Raw genomic sequence first — 14,638 nt, 5'->3', positions numbered from 1 at the left:
GGCGCAGCTGACACGGTTCGCGGGGCCCCTACAGAGCTGAGGACGCAGGTGCATGCCACGATGGCCCCGGTGAACGAGGGCATACCCCAGGCGGGCGGCAGCGCCGCCGCACACATCACAGCAGTCACGTCGGCAGACGGCTCTTCGCCGGCCTGCGGCTCCGGCTTCCTCCAACTCGACGTCGCCGAGGCGCCCGTGGGCGGCAAGGCGGACTGGCTGACCCGGCGGCTGCGGCAGGCCATAGCGGACGGCCGGCTGACGGTGGGCAGCAGGCTCCCGGCCACCCGGGTGCTCGCGGCCGAACTGCGTGTCTCCCGCGGGGTGGTCACCGAGGCGTACCGGCGGCTGACCGAGGACGGCCAGGTCGAGGGCCGCCGGCGCAGTGGAACCGTGGTGGTCGCTGCCCCCGCCGTCGCTGCCGGGAGCGTGCCGTCACGGGGCCCGGCCCTGCTCCAACGGGCGGCGCCGGGCGCGCTGTTCGCCGGTGAGCCCGGTGCCGATGTCTTCGACGCGCTGCGGACCGCGCCCGCCCGCGTCGACTTCACCCCCGGACAGCCCGACCTCGCGGCGTTCCCCCGCGCGGCGTGGCTGCGCGCCGAACGGTCCGTGCTCGCCGAGCTGTCCCCCGAGCACCTCGGCTACGGCGATCCCCGGGGCGCCATGCCGCTGCGCCGCGCCGTCGCTCGGTGGCTGGCGCACAGCCGCGGCATCCTGGTGCAGCCGGCCGAGGTGCTGATCGTCGCCGGCACCGCTCAGGCACTCACCCTGCTGCCTCCCGTGCTGCGGGCGGACGGCATCGACCGTGTCGCCGTGGAGGACCCCGGCTCGCTCGGCACGCGCCAGCATCTGCGCAACGGAGCCCTGGCCACCCCACCGGTCCCGGTGGACGAGGCCGGCGTGCGGGTGGACGCCCTGCGGGCCACCGGTGCCCGGGCGGTACTGCTCACCCCGGCCCACCAGTTCCCCACCGGCGTGGTGACGTGTGGTGAGCGCCGTCGTGAACTGCTGCGCTGGACGGAGGACGGGGGACTGGTCCTGGAGGACGACTACGACGCGGAGCACCGCTACGACCGGCCGCCGACGCCCGCACTGCGCGCGCTGGTCGCCGACCGGGTCTGCTACCTGGGCAGCGTGTCCAAGCTGCTCGCCCCCGCCCTGCGGATCGGCTGGATGGTGCCGCCGCCCCACTACCGCGAAGCGCTGATCGATGCGAAACGCTTCACCGACCTGGGCAATGCCGCGCTGCCCCAACTGGTCCTCGCCCGCCTGATGGAATCCGGTGAGCTGGAGCGCCACCTGAGGATGCTGCGCGGCCGCCACCGACGGCGCCGCGACGCGATGCTGGGCGCCGTCGCCGAGCACCTGCCGGGTGCGGTCGTGCACGGAGCGGCTGCCGGGCTGCACTTGACGGTCACGTACGCGGCGGACGTACCCGACACGGAACTCGCCGCGGCCGCGCTCGACCGGGGCGTGAAGTGCCAGCCGCTGTCCTGGCACCGCCTGCGTCCCGGGCGTCCCGGTCTCGTCCTCGGCTATGCGGCCACCCCGCCCGGTGTCATCGCCGACGGGCTGACGACGATCGGTGAGGCACTCCGCGAGCTGGCCTGACCGCGGGTCCCGCGAAGCGGGGGAGAGGCGCCCGGCGGACCCCGGGTCCGGGCCCGTGCTCAGGCCGTCGACACCGGTCGGCTCTCGTCGAGCCGGCTGTAGATCCGCTCCGGCGACAGCGGAAGGGTGCGGTAGCGGATGCCCGTGGCGTCGTGGAGCGCGTTCGCCAGCGCCGGGGCCACCGGATTGATGCAGCATTCCGCCATCCCCTTCGACCGCAGGGGACCGACGGAGTCCGAGGAGTCGACCAGAAGCAGCTCGGTGCGGGGGACATCGGCCCAGGTGGGGATGCGGTAGTTGCGGAGGTTGGGATTGACCATCACGCCGTCCGCGTCGACCTGGTAGTTCTCGGTCAGCGCGAAGCCGATGCCCTGGGCGACACCGCCCTCCACCTGCCCCCGGACCTGCGCGGGGTTGATGACGGCGCCCGCGTCGGCCGCCTGGACGCTGTGGAGGATGCGGATCTCACCCGTCACCGGATGGACGGCGATGCGGAAACCGTGCGCATTGAAGGTGACGCTCCGGGGTGAGCCGTAGGCCTTGCGGGCGGCGGTGAACCGAATGCCGCGCGCCCGGCCCAGCGCCACGAGCTCGGCCAACGACAGGCGCTGGTCGCCGCAGACGACACCCTCGTCGTCCATCGAGCACATCACCGGATGGACACCCGTGTGCGCGGCGGCGAATTCCAGGATGCGGTCGCGCACGGCATTGGCCGCGCGCAACACCGCGTTGCCCGAAACGAACAGCCCCGCGCTCGCGAAGGCACCCGTGTCGAACCCCGTGCGGTCGGTGTCGGACTGCACCAGCCGTATCCGCGACGGCGTCGTGCCCAGCTGCTGTGCGGCGATCTGGACATGCGCGGTCGACGTCCCCTCGCCGAATTCGACGGTTCCGACGGCCACCTCGTAGATGAGGTCGTCCCCCAGGGTCACCCACGCCTCGGAGAGGTGGTCGGTCGGCGGCGCGGTCTCGTGCAAGGAACTCGCCACACCGGCCCCGACCAGCCACCCGGGTCCGGGCGGCGGCTCGTCCGCCGTACGCGCCAGGGCGCCCTCCACCAGATCGATGCACCGCGCGAGCCCGTTCTCGGTGAACGTCACGTCGTCGGGGCCGTCGTGCAGGGCGACGAGCGGATCACCCGGTCGCACGAGATTCCGGCGTCGCAGTGCGAGCGGATCGAGATGCAGGGCGAGCGCCAGTTCGTTCATGGCCGATTCCACGGCGAACGCCGGCTGCGTCATCCCGTACCCGCGCAGAGCCCCGCTCGGAACGGTGTTCGTATACACGGACAGCGCGTCGTACTTCTTGTTGGGGCAGCGGTAGATCATGACGGCGGCGCCACCCGCGTACAGGGTTTCGCCGCCGTGGTTGCCGTAGGCCCCGGTGTTCGACACATTGCGGACCTCGAACGCCGTGAGCGTCCCGTCCGCCTTCGCGCCGAGCCTGACCGTCAAGGCCATCGGATGCCGTGGCGAAGCGGTGGTGAACTCCTCCTCGCGGGTGAACTCGAAACAGACCGGCCGCCCGGTGTCCAGGGTGGCGAGCGCGACCAGGTCCTCCGAGATCACTTCCTGCTTGCCGCCGAACCCGCCACCGACACGCTTGCAGAAGACCCGCAGTTGGTCCGGGCGCAGTGCGAAGAGATGGGCCAGCTTGCCCTTCGCGATCGACGGGGACTGCGAACTGGTGCGGACGTTCAGCCGGCCGTTCTCCATCCAGGCGATCGAGCCATGGGTCTCGAGATGCGCGTGCTGCACGCGCGGCGAGGTGTAGGTCCCTTCGTGGATCACGTCGGCTGCGGCGAACCCGGCGTCCACATCGCCGACGTGCCCATGGATCTCGAGCAGGATGTTGTGGGCGGGGTCGCGGACGAAGGGATCGTCCGAGCCGTGCAGGTGCGGCGCCCCGTCGGCCATGGCCTCGTCAGGGGTGAACACCGCCGGCAGTTCCTCGTACTCCACGACGACCTTGCGGCAGCCCTCCTCGGCCGCCCCGACCGTGTCCGCCAGGACCGCGACGACGCGCTGGCCGACGAAGCGGACCGTGTCGTCGAGGACGCGGGTGTCGTCCGGATCGACGAGATGGTCGGTGTGGATGGCCGTGGTGAAGCGCTTCCGGGGCACGTCCTCCCAGGTGTAGACCCGGTGCACGCCCGGGACCGCCAGGGCGGCCCGCTTGTCGATCGAGACGATCCGGGCGTGCGCGTGCGGTGAGTGCAGCACCTTGAGGTGCAGCATGCCGTCGAGATGGGTGTCCATCGTGAATGCGGCGCGCCCGGTCACCACGTCATTGGCCGCCGGCGCGCTCACACTCGTCCCCACGGCCCTGCCCGGCGCCGCCGTCTCCACACCGGCGGTGCCGTGCACGGCGTCCTCGATCCCCCGATAGCCGGTGCAGCGGCAGAGATTGCCCTTCAGAGCCCGGGGCAGATCCTCCTTCTGAGCCTCGGTGAACGTCGCCGACGTCATAATCATCCCCGCGGTGCAGAAACCGCACTGGAATCCCGGGGCGTCCCGGAACCGTCGCTGCACGGGATGCAGATTGCCCGGCGACCCGATGCCTTCGATCGTCGTCACCTCACGGCCGTCCGCGCGGAACGCAGGGGTGATGCAGCTGTGCACCGGATCCCCGTCCAGCCACACCGTGCACGCGCCGCAGTCCCCCGCGTCGCACCCCTTTTTGACGCCGAAGTGGCCGAGCGAACGGAGGAAGGTGCGCAGGCACTGGCCGGGGTCCGGTTCCTCGGCGAATTGCCTGCCGTTCACGGTATAGGTCACGCCATGCCCCCAGCGCTGAGTTCCTGACGTATCTCTTCGGCGAAATGCTCGGTCAGACGGCGCCGGTGGCCGGGGGTCCCGTTGGGATCGGCGAACCAGACGTCGGCGGGAACGGCGTCGATGCTCTCCCGCAGTGTCCGGGCGTCGGGCATGCTGCCGAACGCCATGCGCACGGGCCGTGTCGTGCCGGCGGTGACGGTGAGCAACAGGTCGTTCGTCCCCGGCGTTTGCGTTCCGATGAGAAACACCGTGGAACGGCCGAGGCGTGTCAGCGTGAACCGGCGGTGCGCGGTGCGCTTCCGCAGCGCGTGCGCCGGAATGTCGATGCGCCGCAGGATTTCCCCGGGAGCGAGAACGTTCCGATGGTCGCCGGTCACGAAGTCGAGGGCATCGACGGTGCGCACGGAGCCGTCGGGAGCCCACACCTCGTACGTCGCTTCGAGTGCGACCGTGAGCGTGATCATCGGGCCGGCGGGCAGGGACATGCAGATATTGCCGCCGACGGTCGCCGCGTTCCAGACCTTGAAGGAGGACAGGAACGCCTCGCAACTCCTGGCGAAAAGGGGGCCCGCAACCCAGTCGTCCCGCGGCACCAGGGCGTACAGATCCCGGACGGTGCACGTCGCGCCGATGCCGAGACCCGCGTCGCTCGGGACGAGGGGCTCCCAGCGCAACGAGGACAGGTCGATCAGCCGGCGCAGATCCGGCTGCTCCACGGAGAACAGCCACGTTCCCCCGGCGAGCCAGGCGTCGCCCTCACCCCAGTCCGCACCCGGCCGGTCCGACGGCCGCCGGACCACTTCGGTGATGGTGTTGAGGTCCATGGGAACCGATCTCCTCACGACGACCATCGCGTAGGAGCGTCCACCGGACTCGTTCAACCGGTGCGTGGCGCTGCTCGTGTTCTGTCATCGGCTGCGGCCGTCCGGCTCATCGGACGCGTCGCATCGGTCCCTGCGCCGCATACGGACAGGGCGCGGTCCGAGCCGAGAGCGACGCACGACGACCGCGTGGACCAACGCGCCACTGCCGCATCGCATGAGGCCGCTGCGGTCGAACTCGTCGAGGAACGACCTGCGGACGCAGAGATCCTTCTCCAGCGTATCGCAGCATTCGGGCCGGTTCTCGTTGGCGCGAACCGGGCCAGGAGTGAGCGGGGGCGGCGTCCTCGCCGCAACCGAGTGAAAGCTCGCTGAAACCGAGTGGAAACCCCGCCACAACAGAATGGAAGAAGAAAGGAGGGTGCCCCGCTCCTTTCCATGGTCAACGTATAGCGCACTGGGGGGCTTGCGGCAAGGCCCCCGTCGTGCCGCAGAATCTCCGCTCTGAGCCCGGGAATTGACGCGGGAAACCACAGAAATGGGGGGCGCGACATGCGCGTGTTGTTGTCGACGTACGGATCGCGGGGGGACGTCGAACCACTGGTGGCACTGGCCATGAGCCTGCGGGGACGTGGCGCGGAGGTGCGGGTCTGCGCGCCGCCGGACGAGGACTTCGCGCAGCGGCTGGCCGGCACCGGCGTGCCGCTGGTGCCGGTCGGCCGGTCGGCGCGAGCTCTGACGAAGGCGGCGCCGCCACCGTCGTCCCTGCCGCGGTACGCGGCCGAGTTGATCGCCGGGCAGTTCGCCGCGGTCCCCGCGGCGGCCGAGGGATGTGCCGTACTGGTGGCGACCGGCATGCTGCCGGCCGCGGCCGGCGCGCTGTCGGTCGCCGAGAAACTCGGCATCCGCTCCGTGTCCGTGACCTTCCAGCAGCTGACCCTGCCGTCGCCGCACCACCGGCCGCTGGCCTGGCCGGGCCGGCCGCTCCCACCGGAGGTGACCGACAACCGGGTGCTGTGGGAGCTGGACGCCGAGAGCACCGACGTGCTGTTCGGCGCGGCGCTCAACACGAACCGGGCGTCGTTCGGCCTGCCACCGGTGGACCACGTCCGCGACTACGTCATCGGTGACCGGCCGTGGCTCGCGACCGACCCCACCCTGGATCCGTTGCAGGCGACACCGGACTTCGACGTCGTCCGGACCGGCGCGTGGATCCTGCCCGACGAGCGTCCGCTCCCGGCTGCGTTGACCGCGTTCCTCGACGCCGGAACCCCGCCGGTGTACGTGGGCTTCGGCAGCATGCCCATGCACGCCTCGGCGGACGTCGCCCAGGTGGCCGTCGAGGCGGTCCGGAAGCAGGGCCGCCGCGCACTCGTCGCGAGCGGCTGGGCCGGACTGGCCCCGATCGGCGACCGGGATGACTGCTTCGTCGTCGGCGAGGTCAACCAGCAGGAACTGTTCCGTCGGGTGGCCGCCGTCGTCCACCACGGCGGCGCGGGCACCACGGCGACGGCCGCCCGGGCCGGCGCGCCGCAGGTGGTGTTGCCTCAGGCGACGGACCAGCCCTACTGGGCCCGCCGGGTGGCCGGCCTGGGCATCGGCGCGGCACACGATTGTCCGACTCCGACCGTCGAGTCCCTGACGGCCGCACTCACGACCGCCCTCACCCCCGGCACCCGCGCACGAGCGACCGCCGTGGCCGCCACGATCCGCACCGACGGGGCGGACGTGGCCGCGAACCTGCTGCTCGACATGGCCGGCCGGGAAGGGCACCCGGCCCCCGCTTAACCCACCCGGCTCAGGGGGCCCGTGCACCCCGCGTGGGCCCCGAGCCGGGGACACCTCATGACGAAGCCGTCGCAGGCCGAGCTTCCGCACCGGAACGCTGCCCGCTCCGCCGGGCCACACCCGGCCCGGGCGACTGACCCGACGGCGGCGAGGAGCGGGGCACTATCACAGGGGAAACCACTATCCCCAGGAAACTAACGTGGTGGGTGTGCCGAGAACAGCGGGCGCCCCGGGCTGTCCGGGACGCCGCTGAGAACCGGGCCGCGCCACGCCTCCGCGCGTCGCGGCCCCTGATGTGAAGGAGGCGTCGCCATGACGTTCCCCGCTCTCCGCGAGCGCACCGGAGACCGGCCCGAGACCGGGCCCGAGGTGCCCCACCTGCAGTTCACCCAGCTGAGCCCGCCCGAGATCCGGGAGGAGCTGCGCCGGTGGATGGCGGCCGCGCTGCCCGGTGTCACCACGGGCCGCAGCGAGATCTCCGCTCCCGGCAGCTGGGCGGTCTTCCTCGCCGATGTCGCACCCGCCGAGGGCGCCCGGCTGATGCCGCCCCGCTGGAACGCCGAATTCGCCCACCTCCACGCCGACGGCAGCCTGCACCTGGCGCTGGACCCGGCCGATCACGCCACGTTCCTGTCCTCCGGCTGGGGCGAGAAACACCCCCTCTACGACCGCGGCATCAACGTCGTGATGCTCTACGCACCCCGCACCGAGGCCGAAGTGGAGGTGGCCAAGAAGGTCATCGCCGCCTCCTACACCTACGCGACAGGTCATGCGCCGGCCACCGGCGCGACCGCGGCCTGACCCTGCTCCAGGCCCCGCGCCTGCCCCTCCCACCTGCATATCCCGGTCGCGTTCCGGGCCCGGACACCCGTCCTCGGTCGACCGGATGAGAAACCCCCGATGAGCACCACCGGATGAGCACGACCGGATGAAAACGAAAGGCCATTTCCGATGCATACTTCCCTGTCTTCCGCACCGACCCCGGATGGGGTGCTCGACCAGCCGACGGCCGGGCCTCGGGCGGTGACCGGCAAGGCGATACTGTCGCTGGTCGCCCTCTTCACCGCGGTGTCGCCGTATGTCGCGGACTGGAACGACACGCACGTGCTGAATCCGGAGTGGACCGCGCACGCCAGGTTCCACAACGGCCAGACCATGGCCATGGGCACTCTGCTGGGCCTGGCGACGCTGTACTTCGTTTGGCGACGCCGCGGTGACACCGGTTCCAACCTGCGGGCCGCGATCGGCTTCGCCGGCCTGTACTGGGTCAGCCAGGCGGTGGCGATCCTCTACCCGGGCGCCGCCTACTTCGACCCGCAGTTCGACACCCCGGACATGTACATCGCCGGCATCCCGGTGCAGGGAGTCATCGAGATCGTCGTCCTCGGACTGATCGCGGGCGCCGCCCTGCTCAGCCGCCCGGCGTCGGCTCCCGACGCATCGGGGCCCGCCCATTGATCAAGCCTGGTCGGGGTGCGGCCGACCCACCGGTGGGGGAAGCCGCGGGACGCTACCGGCGAGGGCGAACCGCCCGGGTGCGGCGGGGTGCGGCGGTGCATGCCCCGCCGCCGGCTCTCCCGCTCAGCCCTGTGCCCAGGCTTCTTCTTCCTCCCGCGCGGTGTCGTAGGCCCGACGTGCGGCCTCGACCTGGGGCAAGTGAGCGGTGGACCATCCCGCAAGTGTGTCGAAGACCGGGATCAGGGTGCGGCCGAGGTCGCTGATCTCGTACTCCACCCGCGGCGGGATCTCCGCGTGGTAGGTGCGCACCACCAGGCCGTCGCGTTCGAGCCGGCGCAGCCGCTGCGTGAGAACCTTGGGCGTGATGGCGGGCACCAGCCGCTGCAACTCGTTGAAGCGGAGCCGTCCGTGGTGCTCCAGTGCCCACAGGATCGGCGTGGTCCACCGGCTGAACACCAGGTCGACCACCGGATTGATGGGGCATACCTGGTCGGGCGACTCGGTCACGGTCCGTCCTCGTTCATCTCCACAGCCGCGCATCGGCGGCTTGCTCCTCGATCACCACTATGCCAAAGAGGGCGGGGCGGCCTCCCCTCCCGGCGCCCGCCCGACGCACCCGGGCGGACGGGCAGGGGAGGTGCGACGGAGGACGGACGGACCGGAGGGGTGCTCATCCGGGTACCGAGCGTGAACGTGCGCATCGGCTCACGCGCCGGAACGTGGCGCACGATCCGAACGGCAGCGGCCCCCGCGTTCCGGCGGGAGTCGCTGCGGCGCCGGACGCGTATCCGGCACCGGCTCGTCGGCCCGGCTTCACCGCCACCCGCCGGCCCGCGTCCCCGACCTCACAGGGCAATGCAACCGGGTACGCGCAGGCGGCCCCGGCGGATCTCGCCTCAGGCCCCCCGCCCCACGCTCCATGTCACCACCCGACAGGAAGTTCGGCGAGCCCCCGGTTGCGGAACGAACGCCGCCACCTCAGCTCCTCCGGTGCGACGGCGAGACGGAGGGTGGGGAACCGCCGCAGCAGTGCGGTGATGGCGACCTCGCCTTCCAGCTGGGCGAGCGGGGCGCCCAGGCAGTAGTGGATGCCGTGTCCGAAGTCCAGGTGCGTCCCGCCCCGCGCCGGGTCGAAGGAGTCGGGGTCCTCGAACCGGGCCCCATCACGGTTGGCCGAGGCCAGCGACAGCCAGATCCGTTCGCCGGCCCGGATGGTGACACCGCCGATCGTGATGTCCTCCAGCGGGAACCGGCGCGACGCGAGCAGGGAAGGGGACTCCCAGCGGAGGGTCTCCCTCAGGACGTCCTGCACGGAGATCCGTCCCCGGAGCAGCCGCTCCCGCTGTTCCTCGTGGGTGAGCAGGGCGAGGGCGGTGTTGCCGATCAGGTTGACCGCGTTGTCGTAGCCGGCGAACAGGATGAGGAACGTGAGGGCCAGGAGTTCGGGCTCGGTGAGCCTGTCGTGGTCGTCGCGGGCGCCGATCATCGCGGACACCAGGTCGTCCCCGGGGCGCGCACGCTTCTCGGCGATCAGGCCGGTCAGGTAGCGGTGCATCCGCCCCATCGCCTCACGTGAGTCGAGGGCGGAGTCCGGCTCGGGGGAGCGCAGCGTGTTGGTCCACGTCCGGAAGTCCGGGCGGGCCTCCTCGGGGACGCCGAGGAGTTCACAGATCACGGCCATGGGGAGGGGGAGGGCCAGGCCGGTCATGAGGTCGGCGCCCGTGCCGCCGAAGCCGTCGAGCAGTTCCTCGGTGACCGCCCGCACCCGGGACCGCAGACCCTCGACACGGCGCGGTGTGAAAGCCCGGGAGACCAGGCGCCGCAGGCGTGTGTGGTCCGGCGGGTCCAGGTTCAGCAGGTGGGCGTCGAGCTCCGGTGGCATGGACGGACCGTGGGAGCCGACGCTGAGCGCGTTGCCCTTGTTCAGCGACAGACGCGGGTCGACGAGGGCCGCCTGCACGTCGTCGAATCGCGTCACCAGCCACACGTCGGCGCCGTCCGGCGTCGTGGTGCGGTGCACCGGACCGGCGGCCCGCAGGCGCGCGTATCCCGCGTGCGGGTCGGCGAGCAGGGCCTCGTCGAAGAGCGAGGGCCCGTCGGTGGCCGGCGGGGAGGGTCGGGTCATGAGGCGCTCACCGTGGGGGATTCGAGTCGGGACGGCTGTCCACTGGTCATGCCGGTACGGCCCCGTCCTTCGGGGGCTCCTGGCCCGCGGCGGAGGCCATGCCGTCGAGGTCGTCGTAGCGGCGGAAGGCTTCGGCGACCCGGATCAGCCAGTCCCGTTCGCCGCCCATGTCACCGGCCGCCGGATCGTGCGGGACGGTCACGGCGTACTGCCCGCTCCGGCCGTGCTCCATGGCCCGGAGCGCGGACTTGATCTGGGCCGCTTCGGCGATCGCCTCGGTGTGATCGGCGGACAGTCCGTGCGCGGCGCCGAACGAGCGGGCGGTGCGCGAGACCTCGGGATCGACGTAGGGGCGCAGGGCCAGTTGGGCGTCGCGGATCTCGATGACCTGACGGCTCACCAGGAACGCGAGGTCGTCGTCGCGCAGCGCCCGCCGGGGGTTCTCCGGATAGAGGTCGGGGAGGAGGATCACCTCCGGAAAGGCCCGCGTCAGCGCGGACCACAGCGGATGCAGCCGACGGTAGGCACGGTACTGGCGCACCCGCTCGCGCGCCCGGTCCAGGCCCACTCCCCAGGCAGGCATGGTGAATCCGGCCGCGAACAGCCAGGCGGAAACGCTGGCGCTCATGGGGGCGACCACGTTGTTCACCTCGTCCAGGGGCGAGGTCCCCACGAGGTCCCAGACCAGGGTGACGATCTTGATCGGTCCGTAGCCCAGGCCGGCGATGGCCCCGGCGGCGATGGTCTTCAGCCCGCGCCGCAGCCACACCCGGTCGACCACGGCCGCGTACCGTCGGCACATCCGGGCCAGACCGACCATGCCGACCGTGTAGAGCAGTTGGTGGGCGAGGAGGAACTCCGTGATGTACGGCGTCTCGGCGTAGTACGTGTCGAAGTCCACATGATGCTCGCCGTCGCTGACGTCACCGAGGAAGAACAGGGTGATCATCGCGGCCACGGTGATCACCGCGTACGACACGATCAGGCGGTGCCACATCGTGACCCGGTCCTGCGCCGACGACCAGCTCACCAGCAGGGACAGAAAGGAGACGATGCTGACGGCGACGGAGCAGTAGACGATCAGCGTGGCGATGTTGGGTATGCCCAGCAGCCGGTCGACCCGCACGTAGACCCACGGCGAGGCGACGACGAACGGTGTGGCGAACGAAGCGATCGCTAAGCAGACGAGCCGGAGCTCGCCGTTCCGCCAGTCGCGGACCAGATGACGCACCTTGTAGAAGAAGGCGCTCCAGGAGATCAGGGCCAGAGCGCCGTAGACGAGGTTGAAAAGCAGCATTGAGCCAGTCTTACCCACCGGTACCGCGCTCCAGCGAGCGCTCCAGGTGTTTTATGAGACTGGCCACGCCCTGCGAGACAGCAGGCGCGGCCCGCCGCTCCGCCGCGGTGGCCTGCAACGGGAGCAGCGACGCGACCAGTTCCGCCGCGCGTTCCTCCTCGCTCGAGTACTGGGTGCGCCCGAGCACACTGCGCACCAGATCCGGTGAGAGCGTCGGCATCAGGAGCTGTGCCACTTCGTTCGGCATCACGGGGGCGGCCTCGTGGTCGCAGACCATGTGTCCGAGCTCGTGCGAGATGATGTGCTGCTGGTGGGCCTGGGTGGTGTACTGCTGATAGCAGATGTAGTCGGCGTCATCGGCCGCCACCCAGAGGCCGCACGGCTTTCCGGGACCGGTGGGCATCGGAACCTCGATGAGGGAGATGGGCCGCCCTCGTCGTTCCTCCAACCGGTCGCACAGCGCGTTGACGTCGGTCCGCTCGGGGATGTCCAGTGATTTCACGACGTCGACGCAGTACTGACGGAGTTCTGTGTTGTTCATCCGCTCACCGTGTGCATGGCTGCTGGGCCATCTCCATGTAGCGACGATCATTGAGGCCGATGCCCGCCCCTCGTGGGGTCCCCCGCCGAAGTGCCGGTTCCCGGCGTCATGAGGCGGGCGGTGTGTCCGTCGGCGACCCGGGTGCCCGGCCGGTGCGTGGTCGCATGCGCCCGCGCGTTCCGTGCGCGTTGCCGAGGTGCTTGAGCACCGGGACGAGCGCGTCCAGAGCGTCCTCGTCCAGGGAAGCCACCGTGCGCAGGGCGACCTGGCGGGCTCCGACCCCCTTGAGGGCGTGCAGCAGGGCGAGGTCCTCCCGGACGCGTTCCCCGTCGCCGTCGTCGAAGAAGTACCTGGCCGGCACACCGAAGAACTCGGCGAGCGATTCGAGATGGCGCTTCGTGGGGTTGTCGCGCTTCCCCTTGCGCAGGTAACCGATGTAGGTCTCGGAGATCTCGCCGCTCTTGTCGCCCTTTTCGCGCGCCTTCTCGTTGATGATCCGCGCCACCTCGGCGTTGGTGTACGGCCCCCGGTCCGCGGGGTGGCACGTCTCGAACAGGCGGTTGAGTCTGTGTGCCAGGGTCTCAACGGCGTTCGGCACTTCAGCAGGAGAGGGATCAACCTCTCTCATGCTGCCCTCCCTCGTTCACGTGTCGACTGGCAGTGGAGGCGGGGGCACATGTACCCCCGTGGTACATGTGCCCCCGGTCGCGCTGACTCCGCGCGACGTTCCGCATCCCCGGGCTCAACTCTTGTGGATTGTCTGGCTTTTGACAACCCCACATCAGTTGACTCGGATCGTTACTGACAGGCACAGTGGGTTCACCCCGAGCGTTCACTCGGTCTCGGCATGCGGCAGAGATGGCGCGTGGCGTCCCGAAGCAGCAGAGGAGCCGTTACCCGTGCCGTTATTCCACACCGGACATGACACCGCACTGCGCTGGACGAGAGCGCCCTCGGTGCTCCTGCCGCGTGTTCGGCGGTGGTGACATGACTCCCCGCCGGGGCGTGGAGAACTGCGACGGCCTGCGTTGAACGCCCACGCAGAGGCGACGGCCCCCGGACCGAAGGGAAGCTGCCTCCCGGCGCCTTGAGGGTCCCCACCGTTCGACATCGTGACCTGACACGGCCCGGGGTTCAGACGCTGTGGAGCATGCGCGGCCTCGGCGTGGGGTGTGGTCGCGGCACGGGGCGACAAGCGGGGGACGGGGCAGGGCGCCGCGTGCCCGACGTACGGAGCGCGGCCCGCAGCCGTGGCCATCGAGCCCGCCCAGGCGACCGCACGGCCGTGAGATCTCCGGCCGGCACTCCGGGTCCATGGTCCTGCGGCCCGGGTGCCCGAGTTCCCCGCGGCACTGTTCCCACAGCACTCTCCCCGCAGCACCGTCCGTTCCAGTCCACCAGTCCGTGCAGGACGAGAGGGTTCCGCCGATATGGCCTGCAACATCCGCGCACAAGAGACCTCGGGGCAACGCGCACTGCTTCTGACCACCCTGATGGTCCCGCTGGCCGGCTGGGCCCTCCACGCAGCCACCCTCCACCGGCGGCTGGCCGCAGCGCAGCGGGACCCGCTCACCGGTGCGCACCGACGCAGCGCCTTCCAGCGACGCGCGCAGCGCCTGGTCACCCGTCACCAGCGAGGCGCCGTCCTCTGCCTGGTCGACCTCGACCACTTCAAGGCCCTCAACGACAGGTACGGCCATGTGGCCGGCGACATCGTGCTGGCCGCGACCAGTAGACGGCTGTCCCGGTGGGCGGGAGCCCCTGGCGTCGTCGGCCGCCTGGGAGGTGACGAATTCGCCGTCGCCGCGTGCAGACACCCCGACACGGTGCAGGAACTCGTCCGTACCCTGCGGGAGCCCGTGCTGACGGACGCCGGAGCCATCGCTGTCGCGGCATCCGTGGGCGTCGCGGCCCCGGAACAGCTCCGTACCCAGGCCCTGCCCACGCTGCTCCGGTACGCGGATATCGCCATGTACCGGGCCAAGCACTCCGGATCGGCAGGCATGGCCCGGCCCGAGGACGTGGAACTGGCGCCTCTGAACGGGCACCGAGTGGGCCGCCCCGGCACCCAGGTCGAGGGGAGCGCGGCGTGAGCGCCGGGACCCTGCCATACGGAGGGAGGCTTCGGCCCGTCCACCCGCCCCACAACACCCTGCATGGCCACCGGCCCTGCGTTGTCGCGCCAAGGGACCCGAGCCCGGCGTGAATCTGCCCGGCGACTCA

The 14,638-nt window shown here is 71.0% G+C and carries 12 protein-coding genes; 5 read left to right on the top strand and 7 right to left on the bottom strand.

Annotation, left to right across the window (positions count from 1 at the left end; genetic code table 11):
- Window positions 1-60 precede the first annotated feature (60 nt).
- Entirely contained in the window at window positions 61-1,608 is a 1,548-nt protein-coding gene (pdxR, locus tag ABT112_RS03805) for a MocR-like pyridoxine biosynthesis transcription factor PdxR (protein WP_351505487.1), read from the top strand.
- Window positions 1,609-1,667: 59 nt separating this feature from the next.
- Here pdxR and ABT112_RS03800 read toward each other — a convergent pair whose 3' ends face one another.
- Window positions 1,668-4,385, bottom strand: a complete 2,718-nt coding sequence (locus tag ABT112_RS03800; RefSeq protein ID WP_351505191.1) for a molybdopterin-dependent oxidoreductase — start codon at window positions 4,383-4,385, stop codon at window positions 1,668-1,670.
- Entirely contained in the window at window positions 4,382-5,209 is an 828-nt protein-coding gene (locus tag ABT112_RS03795; RefSeq protein ID WP_351505189.1) for an FAD binding domain-containing protein, read from the bottom strand. The genes ABT112_RS03800 and ABT112_RS03795 overlap by 4 nt, the downstream gene beginning before the upstream one ends.
- Before the next feature lie 549 nt (window positions 5,210-5,758).
- Between ABT112_RS03795 and ABT112_RS03790 the strand changes: the two genes are divergently transcribed.
- From ABT112_RS03790 to ABT112_RS03780, 3 genes are all read left to right on the top strand, one after another.
- Window positions 5,759-6,994: a glycosyltransferase gene (locus ABT112_RS03790; RefSeq protein WP_351505187.1), complete on the top strand. Its 1,236-nt coding sequence runs from the start codon at window positions 5,759-5,761 to the stop codon at window positions 6,992-6,994.
- A gap of 312 nt (window positions 6,995-7,306) precedes the next feature.
- Window positions 7,307-7,795: a luciferase domain-containing protein gene (locus ABT112_RS03785; RefSeq protein WP_351505185.1), complete on the top strand. Its 489-nt coding sequence runs from the start codon at window positions 7,307-7,309 to the stop codon at window positions 7,793-7,795.
- 150 nt (window positions 7,796-7,945) lie between these two features.
- Window positions 7,946-8,452 (top strand): DUF6640 family protein, encoded by a 507-nt coding sequence (locus ABT112_RS03780; RefSeq protein ID WP_351505183.1) that lies wholly within the window; start codon window positions 7,946-7,948, stop codon window positions 8,450-8,452.
- Between the two features lie 123 nt (window positions 8,453-8,575).
- Here the strand turns inward: ABT112_RS03780 and ABT112_RS03775 are convergent, their stop codons facing one another.
- From ABT112_RS03775 to ABT112_RS03755, 5 genes are all read right to left on the bottom strand, one after another.
- Entirely contained in the window at window positions 8,576-8,992 is a 417-nt protein-coding gene (locus ABT112_RS03775) for a winged helix-turn-helix transcriptional regulator (RefSeq protein ID WP_351505181.1), read from the bottom strand.
- 382 nt (window positions 8,993-9,374) lie between these two features.
- Entirely contained in the window at window positions 9,375-10,577 is a 1,203-nt protein-coding gene (locus ABT112_RS03770; RefSeq protein ID WP_351505180.1) for a cytochrome P450 family protein, read from the bottom strand.
- A 46-nt stretch (window positions 10,578-10,623) separates the two neighbouring features.
- Window positions 10,624-11,874, bottom strand: a complete 1,251-nt coding sequence (locus ABT112_RS03765) for an MAB_1171c family putative transporter (RefSeq protein ID WP_351505178.1) — start codon at window positions 11,872-11,874, stop codon at window positions 10,624-10,626.
- 10 nt (window positions 11,875-11,884) lie between these two features.
- Window positions 11,885-12,415, bottom strand: coding sequence for a toxin (locus ABT112_RS03760; RefSeq protein WP_351505176.1), 531 nt, complete (start codon window positions 12,413-12,415; stop codon window positions 11,885-11,887).
- A gap of 106 nt (window positions 12,416-12,521) precedes the next feature.
- Window positions 12,522-13,043, bottom strand: a complete 522-nt coding sequence (locus ABT112_RS03755; RefSeq protein WP_351505174.1) for a helix-turn-helix transcriptional regulator — start codon at window positions 13,041-13,043, stop codon at window positions 12,522-12,524.
- Window positions 13,044-13,845: 802 nt separating this feature from the next.
- Between ABT112_RS03755 and ABT112_RS03750 the strand changes: the two genes are divergently transcribed.
- Window positions 13,846-14,508, top strand: a complete 663-nt coding sequence (locus ABT112_RS03750) for a GGDEF domain-containing protein (RefSeq protein ID WP_351505172.1) — start codon at window positions 13,846-13,848, stop codon at window positions 14,506-14,508.
- Window positions 14,509-14,638 lie beyond the last annotated feature (130 nt).

Origin of the sequence: Streptomyces sp. NPDC002055 (assembly GCF_040296705.1) — a bacterium.
Classification (GTDB): Bacteria; Actinomycetota; Actinomycetes; order Streptomycetales; family Streptomycetaceae; genus Streptomyces.
The sequence above is the reverse complement of the archived record's forward strand: the minus strand, read 5'-3'. Positions and strand labels throughout refer to the sequence as shown.

Excerpts from the sequence above, each read along its gene's own strand:
- pdxR (WP_351505487.1), top strand. The coding sequence starts at position 61 with ATGGCCCCGGTGAACGAGGGCATACCCCAGGCGGGCGGCAGCGCCGCC.
- ABT112_RS03795 (WP_351505189.1), bottom strand. The coding sequence starts at position 5,209 with ATGGACCTCAACACCATCACCGAAGTGGTCCGGCGGCCGTCGGACCGG.
- ABT112_RS03790 (WP_351505187.1), top strand. The coding sequence starts at position 5,759 with ATGCGCGTGTTGTTGTCGACGTACGGATCGCGGGGGGACGTCGAACCA.
- ABT112_RS03785 (WP_351505185.1), top strand. The coding sequence starts at position 7,307 with ATGACGTTCCCCGCTCTCCGCGAGCGCACCGGAGACCGGCCCGAGACC.
- ABT112_RS03780 (WP_351505183.1), top strand. The coding sequence starts at position 7,946 with ATGCATACTTCCCTGTCTTCCGCACCGACCCCGGATGGGGTGCTCGAC.
- ABT112_RS03775 (WP_351505181.1), bottom strand. The coding sequence starts at position 8,992 with ATGCGCGGCTGTGGAGATGAACGAGGACGGACCGTGACCGAGTCGCCC.
- ABT112_RS03770 (WP_351505180.1), bottom strand. The coding sequence starts at position 10,577 with ATGACCCGACCCTCCCCGCCGGCCACCGACGGGCCCTCGCTCTTCGAC.
- ABT112_RS03765 (WP_351505178.1), bottom strand. The coding sequence starts at position 11,874 with ATGCTGCTTTTCAACCTCGTCTACGGCGCTCTGGCCCTGATCTCCTGG.
- ABT112_RS03760 (WP_351505176.1), bottom strand. The coding sequence starts at position 12,415 with ATGAACAACACAGAACTCCGTCAGTACTGCGTCGACGTCGTGAAATCA.
- ABT112_RS03755 (WP_351505174.1), bottom strand. The coding sequence starts at position 13,043 with ATGAGAGAGGTTGATCCCTCTCCTGCTGAAGTGCCGAACGCCGTTGAG.
- ABT112_RS03750 (WP_351505172.1), top strand. The coding sequence starts at position 13,846 with ATGGCCTGCAACATCCGCGCACAAGAGACCTCGGGGCAACGCGCACTG.